Consider the following 22,192-nt stretch of genomic DNA (forward strand, 5'->3'; position numbering starts at 1 on the left):
CAAGATTTGCTTTTAGACCCTTTAGGATTTACAATAACGAATAATGAGGTGAAGGGGGATGGGCATGACGGAACAACTTCAACTGGATAATGGAACTATACGGATTTCGGATGATGTCGTCTCGAAAATTGCTGGCATGGCAGCACTGGAGACCCCAGGTATTGCTGCGATGTCCGGAGGGCTATCCGAAGGATGGGCTAAGCGTCTTAGTGGCAAGAATGTACAAAAAGGAGTTACGGTAGAAGTTGGTCAGTTAGAAGCAGCTATCGATTTACGAATTATTGTGCTTTACGAAACACCGATTCATGAAGTATGTCGTATGCTACAACAAAATGTACGCGAAGCTATCGAAAGTATGACGGGATTGCATATTGTTGAAATCAACGTCAAAGTGGAAGGCGTCGCCTTCAAAGATGATGAAATTGATGATTTAGTTATTCGTAATAAATAAATATCATACGAACGATGAATTCAAAAAAAAGACTACACGGAGGATAATCCGCGGTAGTCTTTTTTGGATTTAATATATTCTTGCGTGACAGCAGGTTTATTGCTTTCGCGTGAAATACTAAGCACTATGCCCATGCTGAACATCATGACAAGTAAAGAGGAACCGCCATAGCTAATGAATGGCAGGGTAACACCAGTCAAAGGAATAGTCTGAGTAACTCCGCCAATATTAATGAATGCTTGGATAGCGATGAGTCCCATAATACCAATGCCAACTAATGTTCCGAATGGATCAGGACATCTTAGAGAGATGAGAATTCCTCGCCATATAAAGTATAAGTATAGTAATAGAAAGATGGCTGTGCCGATAAAGCCGAATTCCTCACCTATGACAGCAAAGATAAAGTCATTATAAGGGTTCGGTAGATAATGAAGTTTCTGTACGCTCTGTCCGAATCCAGCGCCGGTTAAACCACCTTCTCCGATGGCTGTTAGAGATTGAATAAGATGGAATCCCGTTCCTTCTTCATCTTGAAAGGGATCTATAAAGGCCTCGATCCGACCCATCTTATAGTTCTTCTGTACGGAAGCCGAGGGGTCATCCGGCGCAATAGATTTAATGGCCGCATTTATTCCGAGGACAAGGCTTGCTCCGACGATGAGAAGCGCAATGGAACTTGCAATATGTTTCATACTAGCTCCACCGGCATAGATAATTAAGCCACAAGTTAGGACTAGAATTAAACATGAGCCCAAATCGGGCTGCATCATGATCAGACCAGCGACCACACCAACAATAAGCATAACGGGTATAAAGCCCTTTTTAAGATCACGCATCCGCTCCCCTTTTTTGGTGATCAGGGCTGCAAGGTATAGAATAGTTGCAATTTTGGCAAGCTCTGTAGGTTGAACTCCTAGTGTGCCGATACCGAACCAGCTTCGAGCACCATTCCTAACTTCGCCAATATAGGGAACTAATATAAGCATAATTATCGTGACAATAAAGATAGGCATGAACAATTTTTTATATTTACTGTAATGAATATTCATAGCAATAAACATGAAGAAGCCCCCTACGACAATCCACAAAAATTGACGCTTAGGGAAAAATAATGCGTCGTCTTTACTGACAATGGTTAGACTTGAGCTTGAACTAAATACCATGACAAGGCCAAATCCCACAAGTAGTAACGTGAGGATAAGCAACTGGAAATCCGGCGTTCCTCTTTTGGATTGAGGCTTGTTTTTACTCATGATTGAAGTCCCATTTAAGCTTCTAACATTTCTTTAAATTGTTGCAGTTTTTTGTTTGCAATACCTTGAACCGCGGCAGGAATGGGAGTTTCATATTCTAGACCGTGTGGGAAAGTTGCTTTACCCATATATACCGCTTCTATAACAAGAATGGTATCCGGTTTCTCAAGCTTGCCTTCGACAACTCGGGTATTCATACGTACATAGTATTCCGTTTTATTATCCTCAATTTTATACTCGTATGTTGCGCGGTAGTATTCCCACTGCCAACGAACAAATCCAGCTTTTTCAGCTGTTTCATCTAGCAAAGCTAAATCGCTTTTCACACCATTTAAACCTGTATTTTCGATCATCATGATTCATTCATCTCCTTAATTACATTCACCTATTCAGTTCTTTATTCATGATATTATGTTTCAGGGACTTGTGCAAGCTTTGAAGACCTTAAGGAATACACGGTAGCAGGCATTTCTGATACAATAGTAGAACATATTGACCCAAGTCTAAGAAGAGGTGAAACACCTCATTTTTGGAATCCTTCTTAATTGTGGTCATGCAGGACGGCAAGATCGTAGGGTAATGCTCGAAAAGGAGTGAATTGTATGACAAAGGAAATGTTTTTAAGTGAATTACAACCTAAATTGGTAGAGTGGAGAAGGTATTTACACCGCCATCCAGAGCTGTCTTACCGTGAGCAGAACACAGCTGAATTTGTTGCGACTAAGCTACGTGAGTTAGGTATTGAAGTGCAGACGAATGTTGGTGGGGGTCATGGCGTTGTAGGACTGCTTAAGGGAGGGAAACGGGGAAAAAGAATTGCTCTACGAGCAGATATGGACGCATTGCCCATTCAAGATCAGAAGAAATGTGAGTACAGCTCTGAGGTGGATGGCGTGATGCATGCTTGTGGACATGACGGTCATACGTCTATTCTTCTCGGCGTTGCTTCCTATTTCAGTCGGTATCAGCATGAGATTCAAGGCGAGATTGTATTTATTTTTCAACCCGCGGAGGAAGTGTGTCCTGGAGGTGCTAGGGGCATGATTGAAGGTGGGGTATTGGATGGCGTAGATGCTATATACGGAATTCACTTATGGACACCTCTTCCCCTAGGAATGGTTGGGAGTAACGGAGGTTCCTTGATGGCAGCAGCTGATGAATTTTTTATTGATATTAAGGGTAAAGGGGGCCACGGTGGGATTCCACATGTGACCATTGATAGTGTGGTTGCAGGTTCTGCTCTTGTGATGCAGCTTCAGAGTATTGTTAGTCGCTCTGTTGACCCTCTACAGCCGGCTGTAGTAACTGTGGGGACGATTGCAGGTGGATCTGCACAGAATATTATTGCGGAGCAATGCCGGATTACAGGAACGGTACGGTCATTTGATGAGGATACGAGATGGTTTATCCGTGACAAAATCGAATCCATAGCTATGCTCACTGCTCAAACGTATGGGGCAGAGGCCAGTGTGGAATATGTGATGGGATATCCACCGCTCGTTAATGACGAAGCTGAAACACAACGCTTTTTCACAGAGGCTCCACACATTTTTGGAGCTGAATATGTTCAGCAAATGTCTAAGCTGATGCCAGCAGAGGATTTCGCTTATTATGTTCAACAGGTACCGGGGTGTTTCATGTTCGTTGGTGCAGGTAATGCAGATAAAGGAATGGATTATCCTCATCATCATTCCCTTTTTGATTTTGATGAAGAAGCTATGCTGCATGGCGTGAAGCTACTCCTAACGATGGTTCAATCTGCGCAGAAAGAATAGTGAATGAGGAATATCCTTTTGGGACAGATTAACATTAAAGTTCGTCATTTAAAGTGAAGTTCATTTCCGGTTACACTTCGGAGATGGGCTTTTTCTCATTGTAGCTAAGAGGGAGGATATTCATGGATAACGGTAAAGCTTGCATTGTACAGCGGGATCGAACGGTGTTGCTCGAATGTAGGCATCCCCACTTCGAGTTGGCAAGGGAGAAACTCTCCTGTTATGCAGAATTGCTCAAAAGTCCGGCTTCCTTTCATACCTATCGAATTACTCCGCTCTCTTTATGGAATGCGGCCGCGCTAGGGTGGACAGCTACTATGGTGAACGATAGTTTGCAGTCCATTTCTCGCTTTGATGTTCCTGTAAATTTGTTGGAGGACATTCAGCAACTCATATCTAGGTATGGGCAATTAACGCTAGAGGTAGATACGATTGTTCCACAGCAACTGATTCTCAAGAGCTCGGAACCGCATATTTTGGAAGAGATTATGGGATACGAGGATCTTCTCTCTCTTGGAATGCGGCAACGATCTATGACGGAAGTCACCCTTCATCAAGAGCGAAGGGGGCGCTTGAAGCAAGAGTTGACGAGGATTGGGTTTCCTGTTCTAGACTTGGCTGGATACCATGAAGGTCAACCTTTAGTATTCTCGTGGCGAGAGGATTTCCCAGGACTCAGAGATTACCAGAAACAAGCGGTTAAGGCATTCGAAGGAATGCCAGGTAGTGGAGGTAGTGGAGTTGTCGCGCTACCATGCGGTGCAGGGAAAACAGTTGTTGGTATGGCCGTAATGGAGAAACTGCAATGTGAGACCCTTATCTTGACATCCAATACAACCTCCGTTCGCCAGTGGATCGATGAGGTTCTTCAGAAGACGACATTAACAGCTTCTGAAATCGGAGAGTACTCCGGACAGAAGAAAGAAGTGAAGCCCGTCACGGTAGCCACTTATCAGATTCTGACACATCGCCGATCTAAAGAAAGTGAATTTCAGCATGTGAAGCTGTTTAATGAGCGTTCTTGGGGGCTTATTATTTATGACGAGGTACATCTTCTGCCTGCCCCTGTATTTCGAGCAACAGCAGACATTCAGGCTACACGACGTCTTGGGTTAACGGCCACACTAGTACGTGAAGATGGATGTGAGCAAGATGTCTTCTCCTTAGTAGGACCTAAACGGTATGACATGCCATGGAGACAGCTTGAAGAGCGTGGATGGATCGCTAAGGTAGATTGCATTGAGGTAAGAGTTGCGATGCCACCTGAAGTAAAGGAACAGTATCTTTGTGCAGAGAATAAATACAAATTTCGATGGGCTGCGGAGAATCCAGCTAAGCTCTCAATGATTAAAAATATAATAAAGCGTCATTACGATTGTACCATTCTTATTATTGGCCAATATATAGATCAGCTCAAGATGATTGCAACAGTTATTCAGGCACCCCTTATATCTGGCATGATGAGTCAACAGGAACGAAATGATTTATATGCTGCATTTAGGCAGGGAGATATTCCTATTCTCGTTGTGTCTAAAGTGGCTAATTTTGCGGTTGATCTACCCGATGCATCTATTGCTATAGAAGTATCAGGAAGCTATGGATCTCGTCAAGAAGAGGCGCAGCGGCTGGGTAGAATATTACGTCCCAAATCTAATGGAAAAAGGGCCTACTTCTATACTCTTGTAACTAGGGATAGCAAAGAGGAGGATTATGCCCTTCGGCGCCAGATGTTCCTTATTGAACAAGGGTATGAGTATCTCATTCAGAATGCGTCTGATGAAGAACCGGTTCGTAATGCGGGTGAACAACTTCAAGTGGAGGAGGACGCATCTTTGCTATGAAGGACCTATCCGTTCTGGATCAAGAGCTTTTACATCAAATATATATTCACTTTGCGGGAATGACCTTCGAGGAGACAAGTGTCATTCCTTTAAGAACAGAGGGGCAAAGTGGGGCTGAACTCATGCTCGCATTTCTATCTTTAAGGAGAAAGGGATATGTAGTAGCTACTGAGAAGTATTGGGGGGAGCGGCTATATTGTATTTCTCCAGAGAAGATTCCTTCCATACACGAAGCTTTTTTCACTCCTAATCTAGATGAAGTAGAGGGCACTGGAATTCAACTTATTAGGAAAGAAAAACAAGGCATCGTTCTTGATATATTCAGTACATTGGTATTTCTTTCTCAGTATAAGCCCCTCCTTACGACCAAGGGAACGTTGTATAAGAAAAGTATTCAGGGGTTAACAGCGGTCATTCAGCTTGATTTAGAGGACTTAAGAGATCTTTCCTTGGATGTGTTACAGCCTCTGCTAAAGGACTATCCACAACCTATAGCCGTTATACTTGATTTGCTTGTTCTGCTGAATCTTGTATCGATAGATATGGAGGAGAAGCAAGTCATTATACATGAAAAATCTTTGTATCAATGGTTGAGCTTAAGCACGGAAGAAATGACCAGCATTGTATTTCACATAGTGAATGAACGTTACAATGACCAACATCGTGAGATGCAACATTTTTGTCAATCCATCAGATGTTCAACTTTTAGGGCAGGAGCTTGGTTGGATGTGGACAAGATTATGCATTGGATGATCGGACAGGGGCTCTTGGTAGAAGCGCAAAGAGGGGAATGGCAATCTAAAGCCGTAGCATGGCTACATGCTTTGGTTGGTTTCGGTTGGATGGACATGGCGATATCAGAAGGCTATTTCCGTTGGAAAAGACAGAGTGAGTATATGGATGAGTCTGCGTCCAGCGCAACGGATTCCGAGTATAGTAGTTTTTACGTACAGCCGGATTACGACATTATGATCCCGCCTAATGTAGGTTTCTTACAGCGCTGGAGAGTTCTTTTGTTTACCGAGATGATGAAGAATGATCATATGTCTGTCTATCGGTTAACGAAGCAAAGTATTGCAAGAGGGCTGAGCAAGGGGATCGTTATAGAGGAAATGATCCAATTCTTAGAGGAGCATTCCTTGGGTGAGGTGCCAGAGCATGTGTCTATAGTACTTGAACAGTGGGCTAGAGAAATGCATGATGAGTCATTTGAAGCTAGAAATGGGCAGTTATTTCATAGCATTGAAGGGGAAGGAGCGAATGGAGTATTTATGGATTCTGTTCGCTTATTGTCTAATACAGTTGAAGATATCCCTACACCTGAGTCACTATTTCAAGGCATGGAACAAATTCCGATGAGGTGGAGGAAGGAATTTAGGAGTTACCATTTCTCAACGACTACAACGATTGTTGAACAAGCTTTAGCATGGCATACGAAAGTGGAGATGACCATGAATGGGAAGCTGGCTGAATTTACGCCAACGAATATATGTTACAGTCCTTGGATGGTACGGGGTGAACTAACGGTACTTCAGGATCAGGATTATCAAGTGATTGAATTGTACCCAAATGACTTTCAAGAAATTAAGTTGCTCATCCCTCCTTTTAAGTAAAAAAAAGTAAGTTTCGTTATGGAAAGTCCTTCATAAGAAACGTCGGATATGATATGATGGAGGGGTCTCCTGATAGAAAAGGAGAACTTTTTTAGAATTGAGATGAAGTTCATGGACGTATTAGAGTTACAAACAGTCAACATGGCAGAAGTGTTGATGTACGCCTATGAATTAGGCGATATGATTAATCAGTCTGTCAATGTGTCAGATTATCTATATTGGAAGAGTCAAGTTGAAGCTCATCCTGAAATCCAATCTTTAGTTAAAAAGTTGGAGGCTAAGAAGGAACTGTTCGACGAAACGCAGCGTTTTGGGCACTTCCACCCTGATTTCCATGCTGCTAAAGAGAATGTGCAACTTGTTGAAGCTGAGCTCGAGTCTTATCAAGAAGTGGTTAACTTCAAGTTAGCGGAGAAGAAGTTGGATGATTTGTTGCATCAGATGTCAGAGACGATTGCCTTCTCTGTTTCAGATACGATTAAAGTACCTAGTAATGATCCTGCACCTAAAGGATGCGGTAGTGGGGGCGGCTGCTCTTGCGGTTAATTGGTTAGTTAGAGAAAGAGGGGGGTTAATAACATGTTCGCGGAACGTACTGGTTACATCATATGGGTGAACGATTTGAAGGCAGCACGGAATCTGGAGAAATACGGAACCGTTCATTATATATCCAAAAGAATGCATTATGTGGTGATGTACGTGAATGCTGATAGAGCAGAGGAAATTTCCAAAAATATACGTAGGCTTTCTTATGTTCGCAAGATTGAACGCTCTTATCGCAATGAAATTCAGACTGAATATAGCAGTGATATTCCAGATAAAACAAGCTATTATGGTCTCTAGATTCTCTTAAGTAGTAGCAGAGAAGAAGGCGTAGAACCCCCTTTATGATTCATAATGATGCGGTCCCTAAGGACCGCTTTTTTTGTATAGTTGTTCTAGAAAATAAAAGTTTAGTACACAATTATATACATAGGGACGTAGTTATTAGATAATTCTATTTAACTATCTATATATTGCAGCGATAGAGAGCGTAAAATATTTTGTGTAAATAGAAAAAGGAAGACCTTTTCTTGTAGAATTGAGTTACCACACAACAATTCAAAGAGAGGTCTTCCCTATGAATCATTTTACAACAGATTTAGTCCAAGCTCTAGTCACAAAGCAAGATGTAACGGAAGTATTTCGCAGTCACTTAGAGTCTGCCATGAATCATCTGCTAGAGACGGAGCTTACTGCATTCCTAGACTATGAAAAATATGACCGTATAGGCGTGAATTCAGGTAATTCTCGAAACGGTGGCTACTGCCGAACGCTTCATACCGAGTATGGGGACCTGCAGTTAAACATTCCCCGAGATCGTAATGGAGAGTTTAAGCAACAGACCGTAGCACCGTATAAACGCTCGAATGACACGCTAGAATCCTTCGTCATTCACATGTTTCAAAAGGGCGTAACGATGACGGAGATTGCCGACCTAATCGAGAAAATGTATGGTCACCATTACACGCCACAAACCATATCTAACATGACAAAAGTAATGGTCGAACATGTCGACGCTTTTATGAAACGCCCACTTGAGAAGCGATATGTATGCGTCTATATCGATGCTACATATATCGCAGTTAAGCGTGAAACTGTATCTAAGGAAGCTGTCTATCTTGCCGTGGGAATTCGTGAGGATGGTTCTAAGGAAGTACTCGCGTACGCCATTGCACCAACCGAATCAGCGTACATCTGGAAAGAACTGCTCCATGACGTGAAACAGCGTGGTACTGAACAAATCCTTCTCTTTATCTCCGATGGACTCACAGGTATTGTGAATGCGATTCAGGAGATCTATCCGCAGGCAAAGTACCAAACATGCTGTGTTCATTTAGCTCGTAATATAGCCCATAAAGTTCGCGTCTCAGATCGAGCAGAGATCTGCGAAGACTTCAAATCCGTCTATCGATCCGATGATGAAGAAGCTGGTAAAGCAGCTCTAGCAACCTTTTGTGACAAGTGGAGGGCTGCTTATCCTAAGGTCGTTAAATCCCTACAAGAAAATCCCTACATCTTTACGTTTTATAGCTTTCCAAAGCCTATTTGGAGAAGCATTTATTCGACGAATTTAATCGAATCGTTTAACAAACAGATTAAGAAATACACAAATCGTAAAGAGCAATTCCCCAATGAAGAAGCACTTGAAAAGTTCTTGGTTTCACAGTTTGAAAGCTATAACCAACGCTTTGCTACACGTTGTCATATTGGTTTTGATCAAGCTCGCTCAGAACTGCTAGCTATGTTCTCGACCAAAGACTAATCCTAGTTCTTCAAGACAAGGTTATTTTTATTTACACATAAATCTTGACGCTCCCCAGCGATACTCACTTGTGAATCATAGAGGTATACTGTAATATAATAGGTATAAATACATAGATATAAAGACCTATGTGGTGGAGAGTGATATTCCATGCGCGACAAGGGGACAGAACGTTGGAGCACATATGAATCTTTTTTTGTGGCTCTAAGTGACAAGAAGGTAGCTGATATTGTTGTTACTAACCATGCTAGAACACGATATTTAGACCGGGTTGAGCATGGAGAGAAAGATAATAATGAGATTGCAGCATGGATGTGGGAATGTCTTAAGCAAGATCGAATAAAGCCTTATTATCGTAATGAGCAAGACGTGTATCTAATTGATGAGGATATCGTTGTAGTCGCTGAGTTTACAGAGCTTGAAAATGAACTGGATATTTATGGAAATATTCTTCACAAGATGATTATTGTTACCTTTTTAGGTAAAATGTCAGAAACGATGGAATTAAGGGATTTAAAGACGTACTATTCTTGGCTTAGACATTCCCGTAGGATGACACTTATTAAGAACGGCCGCAAACGAAAATAAAAGTAATGAAGACACGAGGATACTTCATGACCGATCATCATAAATAGTAGTCATTTTACACATGCAGCTTGTTTTATTGCATGTTTTTTTTGTTACCATGTTCCGTTACAATAGAGTCACGAAGAAGGGGGAGCTCACGATATGAATTTTCACCAGCTTCATATATTCCATACCGTTGCGGAGCGGGGAAGTTTCTCTTCAGCAGCTCAGATGCTACATATGTCACAGCCGGCAGTAACGATGCAAGTACAAGCGTTAGAAGAGTACTTTGGAACCAAATTATTAAACCGTTCAACCAAAAAAATTGAATTATCTGATGCCGGTAGAGCGCTATTACCTTATGCTAAGCGAAGTATAGAATTAGTACATGAAGCGGATGTGGCGATGTCTTCTTTTACTTTTATGTTACAGGGGAGATTACAGCTCGGGGCTAGTCTTACGATCGGTGAATATGTTCTACCGAGAATACTCGGACCTTTTGGTCAACAGTTTCCTCATATTAACATCATGATGAAAGTCATGAATACAACGCAAATTATAGAGGAAATTACGAAACATCAGTTGAATTTTGGCCTCATTGAGGCACCGATTGAGCATCCTGATATGGTTATTGATGTTGTCATGCAAGATGAGTTAAAGCTAATTGTACCCGCTCTCCATCCTTTAGCTGAGTATGAAGAGGTGGATTTGGACATGGTGTTAGAATACCCCTTTATTCTAAGAGAACGGGGCTCTGGGACACGTCAAGTGATGGAGGATCAACTTCTTAGCAAGGGATATCCGGCAGGAAATCTTCACACGGTGATGGAATTGGGAAGTACAGGTGCGGTGAAGTCAGCAGTGGAGGCGGGACTAGGCATAACGATGTTATCCCCATCATCAGTCAAGCATGAAACAGCACTAGGCTTAGTCAAAATTATTAATATTCGTGATGTGGAGTTTAAGCGGCAGTTCTACGCCATACATTTGAAGTCCACGGTACTGCCTATTCCGGCGGTTACATTCCTTACTTTTTTACAAAATAACACAATATAGTATGGATGATTATAGAGTAAGGGGTGATGGGATATGACAGAAGAACAAGGTCGGTGTGATCTACATACACATACACAAGCATCGGACGGGATGCAGCCACCAGCTGATAATGTTAGGTTGGCGAAAGAAAAGGGACTCTCTGCGATTGCTATTACGGATCATGACACAGTTGCAGGAATTGCAGAAGCTTTAGAAGCGGGGAAGAAATATGGTGTGTCTGTGATCCCTGGTGTTGAAATTAGCACCCGAGCAGAGGGGAAAGACATTCATGTGTTAGGTTACTATGTTGACTATCTAGACGAAACGTTCCTCAAGAGATTAGCTGAGCTCCGAGAAACCCGTCAACTTCGCAATGGTAAAATTCTGAAGCGTCTTCAGGAGCTGGGTATCGCTATAACCTTGGATGAGGTTGTGCTTGGATTAGGGCGTGAACTGAAACCCGATGAAAGCGTGGGTAGGCCTCATATTGCCGATGTTCTAGTTCAGAAAGGATATGCAACGGATATGCGCGATGCATTTGATCGCTACTTAGCCGAGGGAGCAGCAGCTTTTGTGTCTGAGCCACGAATTTCGCCTGAGGATGCATGTATATGGATTCGTGAAGCTGGAGGTGCACCTGTTCTTGCCCATCCTGGATTGTATAAGGATGATGGCTTAGTTAGACAGATTATTAAGAGTGCGAAGCCGGTAGGCATTGAAGTGTATCACTCAGATCATGGGGCTGAAGAGGAAGTGCGTTATCTTGCCCTAGCAGAGGAATGGGGGCTTGTTGTGACTGCGGGCTCAGATTATCATGGGGCCAGACAAGGCGTCGTCTTTCATGGAGATATCGGTAGTGTAACCATCTCTGTAAATGTACTGGGACAACTTCAAGGCCACTAGGTGGTATTAGTGTAAGGATAATAAGAACGATATTAGCATAAAAGAAGCTCTAAGGAGGCGTTCAAGTTGACCGCCCTTAGAGCTTCTTTTTAATTTTTGATGACGCTAGGAAGACGCTTGATTAGCTCTTCATCGGGTGTAATGAATAAAGTTTTCTGGTGATCGTAGATCACAAATCCAGGCTTGGATCCACTTGGCTTACGTACGTGACGGATGAGTGTTGAATCGACAGGCACGCTGCTTGATTCTTTGGCTTGACTGTAATAAGCAGCGAGCTGTGCAGCTTCTTCGAGTGTTGCTTCTCCAAACTCATTGCTCCGAATGACGACATGTGATCCCGGGATGTCTTTCGTATGGAGCCAAGTATCATTCGGACCAGCAAGTTTGTTCGTAACATACTCATTTTGCAAGTTGTTCTTGCCGACGTAAATATCGATGCCTTCTGAAGAAGTGTATACATGTAAGGTTGGCTTGTCGGTTTTCTTCTTCTTTTTATGTGTTTTCTTGCTGCGATCTCGTAAGTATCCTTGTTGTATTAATTCCTCACGAATTTCTTCAATATCGTTCATCGAGGCAAAAGATAATTGCTGAAGCAGCTCATCCATGTAACGAATTTCCTCACGTGTCTTATCCAATTGTTCTCCGATAACGATAAGGCTATTTTTGTATTTGCTATATTTTTTGAAGTAGCGTTGTGCGTTATCTGATGGACCCAATAGAGGATCTAGTGGAACCGTTATTATGGCTTGCTCTTCATCATAAAAGTTGGATAACTGGGCAGATTTATCACCTTTATTCATTGTGTGAAGTGAGGCAAAGATCAGCTCACCCCAAATGCGGTATTGGTCGGCATCTCCTGCATCCGTTAAGTCCTCATTGAGATGATCTAATTTCTTAATATTTTTAGAACGTTCATTGTGGAGGAATCGGAGTAAGTCACTGACCTTTTGTTTGACCGTGTCTCGTTCGGCCTTTTCTCCGTAATAATCTTCCATACAGTCACTGATGGAATCGTAGGTTTTGTATTCATCTCCCAATAGTGCAAGAGGAACTGCAGAGAACACCATTTTTCCCTTGGCATTGGCTCCCATAACCGGTTTAAATTCGTGGTTCTTCACGTGTTCCATCACACGCGAGAATGCATGCCATAGTTTAAGTGGGGCGTTATATTGTTCAGCAACCTCTTCCTTCTCTGCTCGCAAGACAATGTCTTGGGCAATCAGGGGGCTTAATCCACTGAAAGAATCAACAATCCAGGAGATGGGTTCTTGTTCACCCTCTGTGTAAGCTGTAATGAAAGAATCTTTATCGATCTCTAGCGGATTTAGCTTGTTCTGCTTAGGGGGTTCTGTATAAGCTACACCCGGCATCACGATGCGGTAACTGCTGATGGCTGGCGTCACATGGTGAATACCATCTAATATGTTACCCGTAATGGAATCCATCAGAATAATGTTACTATGACGTCCCATAAGTTCAATGATAATTTTTTTCAAAGATACATCACCGAGCTCGTCACGCTGACGAATGGTTATATGAATAATTCGTTCCATACCCACCTGCTCAATTTCTTCAATAGTACCACTTTCACAGTGCTTCCGCATAAGCATGCAGAACATGGGAGCTACCTGAGGATTAAGAAAGCTTCTCTCTGTTAGCTGAACACGAGGATAGGTTGGATTGACGGAGAGGAGTAGCTTAGCATTTCCTTCCCTTGACCGTATGTTGAAGAGAATATCGTGATTATTCGGTTGATATATTTTATTGATTCGGGCGCCTTTGTATGGCTGAAGTTGTTGCACAATAGCCCTCGTTACTATACCGTCTAATGCCATGTTACATATCTCCCATCGATTATGTTTGAGTACAAATCTAATTACATTATGTCATTTACATGTTATTAAATCCCGTTAATTATAGGATTTCGTGATAAGCTGTGTAGCCTTGTATCCTCTATGATGCCATAGTTCGGTCAAAAACTTAAGAGGTGTCTCTGTGATATTTTAACACCTGTCCGAATATGAATACGATATACAAGGTGGAAAAGCTGTTATGTCGCCGAAACTGCGAAAGAGACCGGGAGGGAACGGGAAGCATGGAATTAAAAAAATGGCATCAGATGCGTGCGGAAGAATTGCAGGATATGTTAGGTGTTCAACCGCAACAGGGCCTTACAGAAGAAGATGTGGAACGAGTCAGAAAGAAGAATGGATGGAATGAATTAACCGAAGCTAAACGGATATCGCCCATTATCCTGTTCTTGAATCAATTTAAAGATTTCATGGTATTGGTATTAATGGGGGCGACTCTTCTATCGGGAATGCTAGGTGAGTATTTGGATGCCATCACGATCATTGCCATTATTCTCTTAAATGGAATTCTAGGATTTGTCCAGGAGTTCCGAGCAGAACGTTCATTGCTTGCCCTTAAGCAATTGTCGGCTCCTAGCGCAAAAGTTATTCGTGGGGGGAAACTAGATGTGATCTCCACGAAGCTACTTGTTCCTGGAGATATCATTGTGGTCGAGAGTGGGGACCGTATTCCGGCAGATGTCCGCTGGCTTGAGACAAATAGTTGTAGTGTTGAAGAGTCTGCGCTGACAGGTGAATCATTGCCAGTGTCGAAACATAGCCAAGCCATCGATGAAGATGAAGTACCATTAGGAGATCAGAAGAATATTGGTTTCATGGGTACGATGATGACCAGAGGAACGGCAAAAGGAATTGTTGTTCGAACGGGTATGGAGACCGAGATGGGTAAGATTGCTGATCTTATACAGAATACGGAATCACAGGACACACCTCTACAACATCGCCTTGAGCAACTTGGTAAAATTCTGATTATTGTATCCTTAGCATTAACTGTTCTGGTCGTTGTTGCAGGTATTATGAATGGACAGCCTGCCGTAGGGATGTTACTTGCTGGTGTTAGCTTGGCCGTGGCTGCGATTCCAGAAGGGCTTCCGGCAATCGTAACTGTAGCCTTAGCACTGGGTGTACAAAGAATGATTAAGCGTAAAGCTATCGTTCGTAAGTTGCCATCTGTGGAGACATTAGGTTGTGCATCTGTTATTTGCTCAGATAAGACAGGAACATTAACACAGAACAAAATGACAGTCACCCATGTTTGGGTGGGTGGTCGAGACCTTGAAGTTACAGGAGATGGATATGCTCCTCTAGGACAAATTCTAGAGAACAAGTGTCCAGTTGAGCTCAAGAATGATCAAGGACTGCGTCGATTATTACAGATTGGGACACTTTGTAACAATGCAGAAATTGTGGAGACCGTTTCAGATGAAACGGGTGGAAAAAGGAAAGGAAAAGAGGAAGAAGAGACTGATTCTAGCTGGGATTTAAAAGGAGATCCCACAGAGGGTGCACTTGTAGCCCTTTCCTCCAAAATGGGAATGTCTCCATCCTCACTCAATGGTCTATATAAACGTGAAGAAGAATTTCCTTTCGACTCAGAACGTAAGCTAATGTCTGTTGTTGTATGCCATCAAGGTGGAAGACTTCTATGTACCAAAGGAGCGCCTGATGTATTACTTCGTAAGTGTTCATATATATTGTGGGAGGGGAAAGTTGTCCCTTGCACAGGCACGTTACGACAGAAGGTACTAGATGCTAATGAAGAGATGGCCTCCAAGGCGCTTCGCGTTCTGGGTACGGCCTACCGCGATTTACGTCCACAGGAAAGAGTGGGAAGCGAGGGTGAGGCAGAGTCACAGCTAATCTTTGTGGGACTCACCGGGATGATTGATCCACCACGTAGGGAAGTTCGTGACGCTATTGCTACATGTCGCCGTGCAGGCATTAAGACTGTTATGATCACTGGGGATCATGGCACTACAGCTGAAGCAATTGCACATCAGCTTGGTATTATACCTCGTGGGGGACTTTCCATGAGTGGGCAGGAACTATCTGGATTAAGTGATGAACAATTGGATGCTCAAGTAGATCATATCTATGTGTATGCGAGGGTATCACCTGAGCATAAGTTACGCATAGTGAAATCGTTGCAGCGCAAGGGACATGTGGTGGCTATGACGGGGGATGGTGTAAATGATGCCCCTGCTATCAAGGCGTCTGATATCGGTATTGCTATGGGGATCACGGGAACAGATGTGACCAAGGAGGCTTCATCTCTTATCCTAAGTGATGATAATTTCTCCACTATCGTATCCGCGATTGAAGAAGGGCGAAATATTTACGAGAATATCCGTAAATTTATTCGTTACCTACTGGCCTCGAATGTGGGGGAGATCCTGACGATGTTATTCGCTATGATGCTAGCACTACCTTTACCGCTGCTACCGATTCAAATTCTATGGGTCAATCTCGTGACCGATGGTTTGCCAGCAATGGCTCTAGGTGTAGATCAACCCGAGAAGGATTTAATGGAACATAAGCCTCGTGGAGCGAAGGAGAACATATTTGGTCGTCGTCTAGGCTGGAAAATTATTAGCCGCGGATTTCTCATTGGGTTATGTACGCTTGGCGCATTCTGGCTAACGTTACGTATTGCTCCAGATCAACCTGGGCAGCTTATCAAAGCACAATCCGTTGCTTTTGCTACATTGGTGATAGCCCAATTGATCCATGTATTTGACTGCCGCAGTTCACGCTCGATATTTCATCGTAATCCGTTCCAGAATAAATATTTAGTCATAGCCGTGTTATCATCCTTAATTCTGATGCTGGCGGTATTTTATATTGAGCCACTTCAACCGATCTTCAAGACTGTACCACTTGGACTGCGTGAATGGGCACTTACGATTGTAGCTGCCAGTATTCCTACCTTCCTTATGGGAATCGGTAGTGTGTGGGGAGGCAATCGTCATAAACATCGTGGTAACGGTAGAATCGTGGTGAAAAGTACAAAGATTTCGGCATAAAATCAATACAACTGTCCCCTTCTTTCCGTTATGCTAACTTAAGTTAAGAGCAGGAATCGTGAAGGAGTGGGATCATGGAATTTACTAAAATGCATGGATTAGGTAACGATTTTGTTATTATATTTGGTGAACAAGAATTACCACATAACGCCGCAGAACTGGCTGAGAAATATTGCAATCGATTTTTTGGTATCGGTGCAGACGGCTTTGTATATATATTGCCTTCGGATATTGCCGATTATAAGATGAGGATTATCAATTCAGATGGGTCAGAAGCAGAACAATGTGGGAACGCAATTCGTTGTGTAGCTAAATATCTTTATGATCACGGATACGTTCAGAAGGAACATATTACGATTGAAACGTTAAGAGCAGGAGCACAGGCCGTACATCTTCAATTGAAGCATGGACAGGTAGACAAAATAACTGTTGATATGGGTGAACCTGTGTTGGAAGGGATCACAATCCCAACCACCGTAGATGCCAAAACCGTGGTGAACTATCCAGTGAAGGTAGATGGACGCGAATTCCGATTCACAGCCGTCTCGATGGGTAATCCGCATTGTGTCATTTATGTCGATGATGCGGCCTCTTTTGATCTGGGTACATGGGGACCTAAGCTCGAAGTACATCCTCTGTTTCCCAAAAAAGTGAATGTAGAGTTTACTACAGTACATGATCGCGGTAAAGTTGACATGCGTGTGTGGGAACGCGGCGTAGGCCCCACGTTAGCTTGTGGAACAGGCGCGTGTGCCACACTTGTGTCTTCTGTGTTAAATGGATATACCGATCGTTCTGCTTGGATCAGCCTCAAGGGTGGGGATCTATTCATTGAATGGAATGAAGAGGATAACCACGTCTATATGACCGGCCCAGCTTCAGTTGTATATAAGGGAACACTTGAAGTGTAGATCCACAGACACTAGAATTGTAAAGTTTAAACACATAGATCCAGATGTAGTGCTATCCGGCACATGTAGAGACAAAAAAATAACTCCGAGCACATCATGCGGAGTTATTTTTTTGTCTGCTTTTATTTTGTTCAACTATCGACGTGGTACACAGATAACTAAGCTGCCCGTAGTATTATTTGAAGCCAATCTAATGTTCACACAACGCAAACCGCTTTCACTTGTAAAAAAACTAATCCTAGGTGTGGGAAGCCCAAGAATATCTTTAACCGCTTGAGCATTTCGATTCCGAACCGCTGCTCTGAAAGCATCCGTATTAGCGGAAATTCTTGAAGTGTACAATTGATATGCATCCGAAACTATTAATAAATCATCACCTTGTTTAATTCTTACTTTTTTCAATGACTTCACCTCTTCTATCAGATTTAATATATTCTATTCACGTGATTCATAGAATGTTTGGGTATCACTCCGAAAGTGATCATACCCTGTAGAAACCTTTTTTATATGAAGCTTATCTTTGATAGGGATATATGTTACATTTATATGAAACTAGCGTGAGGGTGGAGGGGCATTTATGAAACCGGATTTGCGGCAAGCATGGGAGAACAATGTATTAATCGGTGATGGTGCAATGGGCACTTATTTATACAATTTAGGATTTCCTGTAGGTATTTCATATGAAGAGTTAAACCTGACATCTCCGGAGGTTATCGCAGATGTGCATCGTCGTTATGTTGCAGCGGGTGCACAAATACTGGAGACCAATACGTTCTCAGCTAACTATGATAAATTGTCCAAATACGGATTGGAATCTAAAGTAGAGGAGATCAACCGTGCCGGGGTTCGTATTGCAAGGAGTGCGGTGGGGGATAATGGTTATATCGTAGGGGCTATAGGTTCTATACGTGGGGGCAAGCGAACCAATGTATCTGCATCTGAGCTTAAGTATTATTTTGAACAGCATATCCATGCGTTACTTATGGAAGGTGTAGATGGACTCTTACTTGAAACTTTTTATGATGTGGAGGAGCTTGTACTGGCTCTATCCATTGTAAGAAAAATGAGTGATTTGCCCACGATTTGCCAGTTCGCTGTAGAAGATGTAGCTCGTACTTTGGATGGTTATGCGATGCCTGAGGCTTTCCAGATCGTGCAGGATTCGGGTGCGGATGTGATTGGCTTCAACTGTCGTACAGGACCCAATGGTATTATGCGTGCGGTAGAAACTCTTGGAGGTCAACTCACTGTACCTGTATCTGTGTTCCCTAATGCGGGTATACCGGATTATGTAGATGGCGAATACCGTTATGCAGCGACACCCGAATATTTCGGCCAAATGGCTGTTCGTTTTGCAGACTTAGGAGCAAGAATCATTGGGGGTTGCTGTGGAACTACGCCGGAACATATTGCTCATATTGCAGAGGCTCTAACGGATTACGTGCCTGCGCCGATTGATCGCACTAGCGTGTTTGAGTCTCATGTATCCCCAGTTATCATAGATGAACAGCCTAATGATAGTGGCGACTATGGGAATCTTGGATCCGAACCGAATATCGTTGATATTGTGAAATCGCGTCATACTGTCATTATCGAGCTTGATCCTCCTCGTGATCTGGATATCAATAAATTTATGCGAGGTGCTGAAGCTTTGAAAAAAGCTGGGGCAGATGCGCTGACGTTGGCGGATAACTCTCTTGCGGTTACGCGTATGAGTAATATGGCACTGGGACATCTCATTTATGATCGGATAGGTCTTCGCCCACTGATTCATATCGCTTGCAGAGACCGTAATTTAATTGGGACACAATCTCATCTTATGGGCTTTGATGCACTTGGTATTGATCATGTTCTTGCTGTAACAGGAGATCCAGCACGGTTTGGAGACTTGCCAGGATCAAGTTCAGTATATGATCTTACTTCTTTTGAAATCATACGTATGATTAAGCAGTTAAATGACGGTATCGCGTTTTCTGGTAAGCCATTAAAGCAGAAGGCGAATTTCGTAGTAGGCGCTGCGTTTAATCCTAATGTGAAGTATTTAGATAAAGCCGTACAGCGATTGGAGAAGAAAATTGCTGCCGGGGCTGATTATATTATGACCCAACCCGTGTATGATCCGAAGCTAATTGCGTCGATCAAGGAAGCTACAGCTCATCTGAGTATTCCAATTTTCCTTGGTATTATGCCACTTGCGAGTGGAAGAAATGCAGAATATCTCCATAATGAAGTGCCTGGTATCCAGCTATCGGATGAAGTACGTAGTAGGATGGCTGGACTTGAAGGTAAAGAGGGAAGGGCGATGGGAATAACCATTGCTAAAGAACTGCTGGATGAGGCAATGAAGCATTTTAATGGAATCTATATTATGACTCCATTTATGTTTTACGAGATGAGTGTAGAACTCATGGAGCATGTGTGGCAGAGAACAGGTCGTGAATTAACCCCCTTGTTTCGTTCATAATTATCAATTACAATAGTGTAATGGATGTGGTGCTGAGTGTTATATAGTATGACCGGATACGGTCAATCTGCCTTGAATTTTAAGGGATACAAAGTTGAATTCGAGATCAAATCTGTGAACCATAGATACTGTGAAGTTGTATTCAGAATGCCTCGCGAATGGACGTGCTTTGAGGATGTCATGAAGAGAACAGTACAGCGGATTGTGAAGCGCGGGCGTATTGATATTTCTATTAATAAAGAGGCAGAAGAAGGAGACGTGCTATTCGGAGCACTTAATCATTCTGCTGTTAAGGCATATATGCAAGCTGCAAGCGATCTTACGGACCACTATGGTGTAGAAGGATCTTTGTCAGTACGAGATATGCTATCTCTGCCTAATATTCTAATCCCCCCTGATCATCTACCTGCGAACGCTGAGGATGATATGGAGGGATGGGGCACATTCCTCCAAGAAGGACTTGAACAAGCTCTTGAAAGATTGGTGTTCATGCGAAGTACGGAAGGTAGTCATTTATTGCAGGATGTAGAGCATCGATTACATCATTTGCAATCCCTTCATGGTGAGATGGTAAGCCTTGCGCCTACCGTAGTCGAGGATTATAGATTGAAACTGAAACAGAGATTATCTGAATTGAAGGATCATTCTTTCGTCTTTGATGAACATAAATTTGGAATGGAAATGGCAATATTTGCAGATCGTTCCAACATTGATGAGGAATTAATTCGGCTACAAAGTCATTTCAAACAATGCAAGGGGTTACTTCGATCAAATGAACCCATTGGACGTAAGTTAGATTTTCTTATTCAAGAGATGAATAGGGAAGTGAATACGATAGGTTCTAAGGCTAATCATCTGACATTGATCACTCGTGTTGTAGAAATGAAAGCGGAGCTCGAAAAAATTCGTGAGCAAGCGGCGAATATAGAATAAGCATACATGCATTTGCGAGTCTAGAGGGTCAAATGTATAGGGGGAAAAACTGCATATGGCAATCAAACTCATTAATATCGGCTTCGGGAACATTGTATCTGCTAACCGTATCGTTTCAATCGTGAGCCCAGAATCTGCTCCAATTAAGCGGATTATTCAGGAAGCGAGAGATCGACATATGTTGATCGATGCAACTTACGGACGCCGGACGAGAGCTGTTATTATTACCGACAGCGATCATGTCATACTATCAGCGGTACAACCAGAGACGGTTGCTCATCGTCTATCTAGCAAAGATGATGATAATGACGAATAAGATGGAGAGTAAAATGTCTAAAGGATTATTAATTGTTTTATCCGGCCCTTCAGGTGTCGGTAAAGGAACTGTATGTAACGCTTTACGTGGTAAAATGGATAATATAGTCTACTCTGTATCCGCGACAACTCGTCATCCTAGACTGGGTGAAGAGAACGGAGTTAATTATTTTTTCAAGAGTCGTGAGCAATTTAATGATATGATAGAACATGATCAATTACTTGAATATGCTGAATATGTCGGTAACTATTACGGTACACCACGTGATTTCGTGGAGCAGACGTTGGATAACGGGCAGGATATCATTCTGGAAATTGAAGTGCAGGGTGCTCTGAAAGTAAAAGAGAAATTTCCAAAAGGAATATTTATCTTCCTACTTCCACCTTCACTTGATGAACTAAAGGATCGTATTACTGGACGTGGAACAGAGTCTCAAGCTACCATAGATCATCGGTTGTCCGTTGCAGTGGATGAGATCAATTTAATGGAGCATTATGATTATGCTGTTGTTAATGATCAGATTGATAATGCCTGCAAGCGAATAGAATCTATCGTTATCGCCGAACATTGTAAAGTAAAGCAGAAATAATCTCTTAAAGTGCGAGTTCAAAAAGTTGACTTTTTGAATATCCTTTATAGAATATTTCTTGAACTCTAGAAAAAAAGAAGAGGTGTCTTATCGTGTTGTATCCTTCCATTGATGAAATGATGAAAAAAGTTGACAGTAAGTATTCGTTGGTTATAGCATCTTCCCGTCGTGCAAGACAATTGCGTGAAGGTGGAAAGACGAATGTGAAGAGCCCGAAATCGCATAAGAACGTTGGTATCGCACTGGAAGAAATATACGCCGATATGATTGTTGTTGAACCAGGAACTGAAGAAGAGAACAACAAGTAGTAACGATAGTTTAGATTATCCATAATTTATGAGG

The 22,192-nt window shown here is 42.5% G+C and carries 21 protein-coding genes; 17 read left to right on the forward strand and 4 right to left on the reverse strand.

Annotated features, from left to right (window positions below; translation table 11 throughout):
- Window positions 1-64 precede the first annotated feature (64 nt).
- Window positions 65-451, forward strand: a complete 387-nt coding sequence (locus tag UB51_RS04305; protein ID WP_044876233.1) for an Asp23/Gls24 family envelope stress response protein — start codon at window positions 65-67, stop codon at window positions 449-451.
- Window positions 452-483: 32 nt separating this feature from the next.
- On the opposite strand, the gene ftsW is transcribed toward UB51_RS04305, so the two are convergent.
- Together ftsW and UB51_RS04315 are read right to left on the reverse strand one after the other, a co-directional pair.
- Entirely contained in the window at window positions 484-1,704 is a 1,221-nt protein-coding gene (gene ftsW, locus UB51_RS04310) for a putative lipid II flippase FtsW (protein WP_044876234.1), read from the reverse strand.
- Between the two features lie 14 nt (window positions 1,705-1,718).
- Entirely contained in the window at window positions 1,719-2,060 is a 342-nt protein-coding gene (locus UB51_RS04315; protein ID WP_044876235.1) for a YugN family protein, read from the reverse strand.
- Window positions 2,061-2,306: 246 nt separating this feature from the next.
- Between UB51_RS04315 and UB51_RS04320 the strand changes: the two genes are divergently transcribed.
- The 9 genes from UB51_RS04320 (at window position 2,307) to UB51_RS04360 (ending at window position 11,743) form a co-directional block, all read left to right on the forward strand.
- The gene (locus UB51_RS04320) at window positions 2,307-3,479 is read left to right on the forward strand and encodes an amidohydrolase (RefSeq protein ID WP_044876236.1); all 1,173 of its coding nucleotides are present in this window, start codon (window positions 2,307-2,309) and stop codon (window positions 3,477-3,479) included.
- A gap of 122 nt (window positions 3,480-3,601) precedes the next feature.
- Window positions 3,602-5,320 (forward strand): DNA repair helicase XPB, encoded by a 1,719-nt coding sequence (locus UB51_RS04325; RefSeq protein WP_044876237.1) that lies wholly within the window; start codon window positions 3,602-3,604, stop codon window positions 5,318-5,320.
- Window positions 5,317-6,933: a helicase-associated domain-containing protein gene (locus UB51_RS04330; protein WP_044876238.1), complete on the forward strand. Its 1,617-nt coding sequence runs from the start codon at window positions 5,317-5,319 to the stop codon at window positions 6,931-6,933. Before UB51_RS04325 ends, UB51_RS04330 begins: the two co-directional genes overlap by 4 nt.
- A 111-nt stretch (window positions 6,934-7,044) precedes the next feature.
- Window positions 7,045-7,479: a YlbF/YmcA family competence regulator gene (locus tag UB51_RS04335; protein WP_044879885.1), complete on the forward strand. Its 435-nt coding sequence runs from the start codon at window positions 7,045-7,047 to the stop codon at window positions 7,477-7,479.
- A gap of 33 nt (window positions 7,480-7,512) precedes the next feature.
- A complete protein-coding gene (locus UB51_RS04340) occupies window positions 7,513-7,776 on the forward strand; it encodes a YlbG family protein (protein WP_044876239.1) in 264 nt (87 codons plus the stop codon).
- A gap of 277 nt (window positions 7,777-8,053) precedes the next feature.
- Entirely contained in the window at window positions 8,054-9,238 is a 1,185-nt protein-coding gene (locus tag UB51_RS04345; RefSeq protein WP_044876240.1) for an IS256 family transposase, read from the forward strand.
- 150 nt (window positions 9,239-9,388) lie between these two features.
- Window positions 9,389-9,826, forward strand: a complete 438-nt coding sequence (locus tag UB51_RS04350) for a hypothetical protein (RefSeq protein WP_044876241.1) — start codon at window positions 9,389-9,391, stop codon at window positions 9,824-9,826.
- A 141-nt stretch (window positions 9,827-9,967) separates the two neighbouring features.
- Window positions 9,968-10,861 (forward strand): selenium metabolism-associated LysR family transcriptional regulator, encoded by an 894-nt coding sequence (locus UB51_RS04355; RefSeq protein ID WP_044876242.1) that lies wholly within the window; start codon window positions 9,968-9,970, stop codon window positions 10,859-10,861.
- Between the two features lie 33 nt (window positions 10,862-10,894).
- Window positions 10,895-11,743 carry a PHP domain-containing protein gene (locus UB51_RS04360; protein ID WP_044876243.1) on the forward strand — a complete coding sequence of 283 codons (849 nt, stop codon included), beginning with the start codon at window positions 10,895-10,897 and terminating at the stop codon, window positions 11,741-11,743.
- Between the two features lie 89 nt (window positions 11,744-11,832).
- Here the strand turns inward: UB51_RS04360 and UB51_RS04365 are convergent, their stop codons facing one another.
- Window positions 11,833-13,578: an Rqc2 family fibronectin-binding protein gene (locus UB51_RS04365; RefSeq protein ID WP_044876244.1), complete on the reverse strand. Its 1,746-nt coding sequence runs from the start codon at window positions 13,576-13,578 to the stop codon at window positions 11,833-11,835.
- A gap of 260 nt (window positions 13,579-13,838) precedes the next feature.
- Between UB51_RS04365 and UB51_RS04370 the strand changes: the two genes are divergently transcribed.
- Window positions 13,839-16,637, forward strand: coding sequence for a calcium-translocating P-type ATPase, SERCA-type (locus UB51_RS04370; protein WP_044876245.1), 2,799 nt, complete (start codon window positions 13,839-13,841; stop codon window positions 16,635-16,637).
- Window positions 16,638-16,711: 74 nt separating this feature from the next.
- Entirely contained in the window at window positions 16,712-17,548 is an 837-nt protein-coding gene (gene dapF, locus UB51_RS04375; RefSeq protein ID WP_044876246.1) for a diaminopimelate epimerase, read from the forward strand.
- A gap of 135 nt (window positions 17,549-17,683) precedes the next feature.
- On the opposite strand, the gene UB51_RS04380 is transcribed toward dapF, so the two are convergent.
- Window positions 17,684-17,950, reverse strand: a complete 267-nt coding sequence (locus tag UB51_RS04380) for a hypothetical protein (protein WP_044876247.1) — start codon at window positions 17,948-17,950, stop codon at window positions 17,684-17,686.
- Between the two features lie 175 nt (window positions 17,951-18,125).
- Between UB51_RS04380 and UB51_RS04385 the strand changes: the two genes are divergently transcribed.
- The 5 genes from UB51_RS04385 to rpoZ all read left to right on the forward strand — a co-directional run bounded on the left by UB51_RS04385 (window position 18,126) and on the right by rpoZ (window position 22,158).
- Window positions 18,126-20,012, forward strand: coding sequence for a bifunctional homocysteine S-methyltransferase/methylenetetrahydrofolate reductase (locus tag UB51_RS04385; protein ID WP_044876248.1), 1,887 nt, complete (start codon window positions 18,126-18,128; stop codon window positions 20,010-20,012).
- A 36-nt stretch (window positions 20,013-20,048) separates the two neighbouring features.
- Window positions 20,049-20,945 carry a YicC/YloC family endoribonuclease gene (locus tag UB51_RS04390; RefSeq protein WP_144406954.1) on the forward strand — a complete coding sequence of 299 codons (897 nt, stop codon included), beginning with the start codon at window positions 20,049-20,051 and terminating at the stop codon, window positions 20,943-20,945.
- 55 nt (window positions 20,946-21,000) lie between these two features.
- Window positions 21,001-21,261 carry an extracellular matrix/biofilm regulator RemA gene (gene remA / locus UB51_RS04395; RefSeq protein ID WP_044876249.1) on the forward strand — a complete coding sequence of 87 codons (261 nt, stop codon included), beginning with the start codon at window positions 21,001-21,003 and terminating at the stop codon, window positions 21,259-21,261.
- Between the two features lie 13 nt (window positions 21,262-21,274).
- Window positions 21,275-21,850 (forward strand): guanylate kinase, encoded by a 576-nt coding sequence (gmk, locus tag UB51_RS04400; protein WP_044879887.1) that lies wholly within the window; start codon window positions 21,275-21,277, stop codon window positions 21,848-21,850.
- A gap of 92 nt (window positions 21,851-21,942) precedes the next feature.
- Complete coding sequence (rpoZ, locus tag UB51_RS04405) at window positions 21,943-22,158, forward strand: DNA-directed RNA polymerase subunit omega (RefSeq protein WP_044876250.1); 216 nt, start codon at window positions 21,943-21,945, stop codon at window positions 22,156-22,158.
- The last annotated feature ends 34 nt before the right edge of the window (window positions 22,159-22,192 follow it).

Source organism: Paenibacillus sp. IHBB 10380 (genome assembly GCF_000949425.1).
Taxonomy (GTDB): Bacteria; Bacillota; Bacilli; order Paenibacillales; family Paenibacillaceae; genus Paenibacillus_AQ.

Bases quoted from the DNA above. Each gene is read 5' to 3' on its own strand.
- UB51_RS04305 (WP_044876233.1), top strand. From the start codon at position 65: ATGACGGAACAACTTCAACTGGATAATGGAACTATACGGATTTCGGAT.
- ftsW (WP_044876234.1), bottom strand. From the start codon at position 1,704: ATGAGTAAAAACAAGCCTCAATCCAAAAGAGGAACGCCGGATTTCCAG.
- UB51_RS04315 (WP_044876235.1), bottom strand. From the start codon at position 2,060: ATGATGATCGAAAATACAGGTTTAAATGGTGTGAAAAGCGATTTAGCT.
- UB51_RS04320 (WP_044876236.1), top strand. From the start codon at position 2,307: ATGACAAAGGAAATGTTTTTAAGTGAATTACAACCTAAATTGGTAGAG.
- UB51_RS04325 (WP_044876237.1), top strand. From the start codon at position 3,602: ATGGATAACGGTAAAGCTTGCATTGTACAGCGGGATCGAACGGTGTTG.
- UB51_RS04330 (WP_044876238.1), top strand. From the start codon at position 5,317: ATGAAGGACCTATCCGTTCTGGATCAAGAGCTTTTACATCAAATATAT.
- UB51_RS04335 (WP_044879885.1), top strand. From the start codon at position 7,045: ATGGACGTATTAGAGTTACAAACAGTCAACATGGCAGAAGTGTTGATG.
- UB51_RS04340 (WP_044876239.1), top strand. From the start codon at position 7,513: ATGTTCGCGGAACGTACTGGTTACATCATATGGGTGAACGATTTGAAG.
- UB51_RS04345 (WP_044876240.1), top strand. From the start codon at position 8,054: ATGAATCATTTTACAACAGATTTAGTCCAAGCTCTAGTCACAAAGCAA.
- UB51_RS04350 (WP_044876241.1), top strand. From the start codon at position 9,389: ATGCGCGACAAGGGGACAGAACGTTGGAGCACATATGAATCTTTTTTT.
- UB51_RS04355 (WP_044876242.1), top strand. From the start codon at position 9,968: ATGAATTTTCACCAGCTTCATATATTCCATACCGTTGCGGAGCGGGGA.
- UB51_RS04360 (WP_044876243.1), top strand. From the start codon at position 10,895: ATGACAGAAGAACAAGGTCGGTGTGATCTACATACACATACACAAGCA.
- UB51_RS04365 (WP_044876244.1), bottom strand. From the start codon at position 13,578: ATGGCATTAGACGGTATAGTAACGAGGGCTATTGTGCAACAACTTCAG.
- UB51_RS04370 (WP_044876245.1), top strand. From the start codon at position 13,839: ATGGAATTAAAAAAATGGCATCAGATGCGTGCGGAAGAATTGCAGGAT.
- dapF (WP_044876246.1), top strand. From the start codon at position 16,712: ATGGAATTTACTAAAATGCATGGATTAGGTAACGATTTTGTTATTATA.
- UB51_RS04385 (WP_044876248.1), top strand. From the start codon at position 18,126: ATGAAACCGGATTTGCGGCAAGCATGGGAGAACAATGTATTAATCGGT.
- remA (WP_044876249.1), top strand. From the start codon at position 21,001: ATGGCAATCAAACTCATTAATATCGGCTTCGGGAACATTGTATCTGCT.
- gmk (WP_044879887.1), top strand. From the start codon at position 21,275: ATGTCTAAAGGATTATTAATTGTTTTATCCGGCCCTTCAGGTGTCGGT.